Source organism: Methanospirillum sp. (assembly GCF_035560735.1).
GTDB lineage: Archaea > Halobacteriota > Methanomicrobia > Methanomicrobiales > Methanospirillaceae > Methanospirillum.
This window is the reverse complement of the sequence record NZ_DATMYY010000417.1, coordinates 1-3,341: the sequence shown is the minus strand read 5'-3', so window position 1 is coordinate 3,341 and position 3,341 is coordinate 1. Positions and strand designations below refer to the sequence as shown.

The following is a 3,341-nucleotide window of genomic DNA, read 5'->3' as shown; positions in this document are numbered from 1 at the left end:
TCCCAGTCACGATCCAGCTGCCAGAGTGTAGTATCACGTGAACTATTGTCTTGATGTAGTGTAAGAGAGGCAGCCCTGACTTCTTTCTGGATGACCTCCTGCCAGGGGCTGGTTAGAAGTTCATAGAGATGTAAATCCTGCACAATGGCATCGATAATGATCATCTCCTCAACATTCAGGTTCATCTGTTTTCGCATCTCCTGGATTCTGCGGATGATCTCCCGTGTATATCCTTCAGCCTCAAGATCAGCAGTTAGTGTAACATCCACAAAGACTGTTGCATCAGTCATAACCGCAGAGAAGATGTTTTCGGGCATGACCTCGGTAAACATCACATGTTCGGAAGTGATTGCAATATCTCCTTCCGGACCGGCAATGGTATAGGATCCTTTTTCTGCGATCTGTTTTCGCATCTCATTTACATCTGAACCTTCGATTAATGCTTTTACCTGAGGTCCAATCTTTCCAAAAGAAGGACCTATCTTCTTCATTATTGGTTCAGCTTTCCAGAGGATCTTATCGTATTGACCGGAAATTACAACAATCTCACGTGCATTAGCCCTCTGGCAGGCAAGATCATACATGCTGTGGAATGCTTTTCCAACTACATCGTTGTGAGCGGCAACAGTGATGGTTCCGACAGGCCAACGGAGTTTTCTCTTTCCAGCCTGTCGTGCATTTGCTACAGCTTCATCAAATGACCTGATTATGCCCATCCGGGTCTCTAAATCTGCATCGATGAGCCTTTCTTCTCCTGCATACCATGAAAGCATATGAATAGAGATCGGATCTCCCTCAAGTCTGAGGTTTCCATAAATATCCTCAGCAATATGTGGTGCATAGGGGGCAAGTAGTCTGCATATCGTCCGCATACAGTAGTAAATCGTCTCGTACGCGTACTTCTTGTCTAGTGAGTCCTCTTCCAGCCACATCCTCGGACGAACAATCTGTACATACCATCTGGAGAGGTCTTCAAGAACAAAGTTCAGGAGTGACCTGCTCAGGCGGTGCAGATTATACTCTTTCATGTCAGTTGTAACCTGCTTTGCCAGAGTATTGATCCGTGAAATGATCCATCTATCCTCATCAGGCATCTCACGCAGGGAGCGGGTAATGAAGTCAGGACTCCAGATTCCGTCCTTTGAAAATGGAGCAAAATCATCAAGGATCATGTACGGGAGCGGGAAACGGTACACATTCCAGAGGATATTTACAGTTCGGTTGACTGTTGATATATTCTCCCAGTTGAACTTGAGATCTTCCCATGGGGCATTTGAAGAGAGAAGATAGAGTCGGAGCACATCAACACCAAATTTTTCAACTACCTCATCAGGGCTGACCACGTTGCCAAGACTCTTGCTCATCTTGCGACCGTCTCCATCAAGTGAAAACCCATGCATGAGAACCTGCTTATAAGGAGATCTGTTGAAGGCAATAGTTGAGGCACCTAGTTGTGAATAGAACCATCCGCGGGTCTGATCTTGTCCCTCAAGAATAAAGTCGGCTGGCCAGAGTTTTTCAAACGCCTCGGTCTTTCCCGGGTATCCGATGGTGGCCCAGGAAGCCATTGCAGAATCAAACCAGACATCAAAGATATCCTCAACCCGGTGCATCGTGCCACCACAGGAACAGGGAATGGTAATCTCGTCAACATAAGGTCTGTGAGGATCAGTGAGGTTTGATCCGGCAGCCTTGTTCAGTTCTGCCATTGTACCAAAGACCATCTGATTTTTACACTCTTCACATTCCCAAACCGGTATAGGGATACCCCAGTACCGTTGTCTTGAGATACACCAGTCACGGGCATCACAGACAAAGTCATGGAACCTGGCACTTCCAGCCCAGTCGGGGTACCATGTTGTAGAGGCTATCTCACTGAGCATCTGCTCTTTGATCTTTGGGATTGAGATAAACCACTGTTCAGTTGCCCGGTAGATGATCGGTGTCTTACATCGCCAGCAGTGCCCGTACCGGTGAGTGATTCTCTTGCGGGCCAGGAGGTAATCACCCAGGGCCTCAACAATCTCATCGTTTACATCACGGACAAATTTTCCTGCAAAGACTCCTCCATCATCTGTATAATGGCCAGCCCCATCAACCGGACAGAAGATATCTAAGCCTTCTTGAACACCAAGCAAATAATCATCCCATCCGTGACCAGGAGCGATATGAACCATACCGGTATTGTCCATCTCAACAAAACCAGCGATGACTACACGGTGATCAATCTCTTTCTGTCTTGGGACCAGTTCTGCAAGTGGTGATGAGTACCTGGTACCGGCTAGTTCCTTTCCGGTCTTCTTTTCTAGAATCGAAAAGTCCTGGTACTTACCCTTCTTTAAAACATCTTCTACCAGAGCTTCAGCTATCCAGAGGTACTCAGTTTTGCCTGTTTTCTGTGCAGCAACCCTGGCATATATAAAATCCTTATCTACAGCAACAGCCACATTAGCCGGAAGAGTCCATGGTGTCGTAGTCCAGATTACCAGGTATTCATCGGTTTTTCCGGTAATCGGGAATTTGACGAAGAGTGAGGGGTCCTGCTCGTCCCAATATTCAACTTCAGAATCTGCTATGGCAGTTTCACAACGAGGGCACCAGTTGACCACCCGGTGACCACGTTCAAGAAGTTTTTTCTCATGGGCTTTTTTGAGTGCCCACCAAGCTGCTTCAATGTAATCTGGTGTAATTGTCTGGTACGGGTTATCAAAGTCCATCCAGATTCCAAGAGAGCGGAACTGCTCAGACATTGTCTCTTTATGAGAGATAGCAAATTGTTTGCACCGCTCAATAAACGTCTTGATGCCGTAGGCTTCGATATCTTTTTTGTTCTCAAACCCAAGTTCCTGTTCGACTCGCACCTCAATCGGCAGCCCGTGCATATCATAGCCGGCCCGGTCAGTGACATCATACCCAAGCATCCGGTGGTATCTGAGAATACTGTCTTTGAGGATCTTGTTCCAGGCAGTCCCCAGGTGAATGTTACCGGTTGTATACGGTGGACCATCCACAAAAAACCAGGGCTTTTTGCCTTTATTCTGATCTTTCACCCTGCTGTAGATCGAGTTCTTAGTCCAGAATGAACGCACTGATGTCTCGATCTCTTTTGCAACATAACTACTGGTGACTTCTCGCAAGGATACCCCTCAAAAATTCCTTTATTAATTAGACCTGACCATAGAAAGGTCTTTGCGGTCTCCGGTCTCTTCCGGAATGGAAAAATCAGGAAAAAAGATTGATAAAAAAAAGAGATTCGAGGGTGATAATTACCACCCACCGGCACCTCCTCCTCCAAATCCACCGCCGCCACCAAAGCCTCCTCCTCCACCACTGAATCCAGA

At 46.8% G+C, this 3,341-nt stretch carries 1 protein-coding gene; it reads right to left on the bottom strand.

The window, feature by feature from the left end:
• A partial coding sequence (gene ileS / locus VN429_RS12505) for an isoleucine--tRNA ligase (protein WP_325633830.1) occupies positions 1 to 3,137 on the bottom strand: 3,137 nt, incomplete at its 3' end.
• Positions 3,138 to 3,341 lie beyond the last annotated feature (204 nt).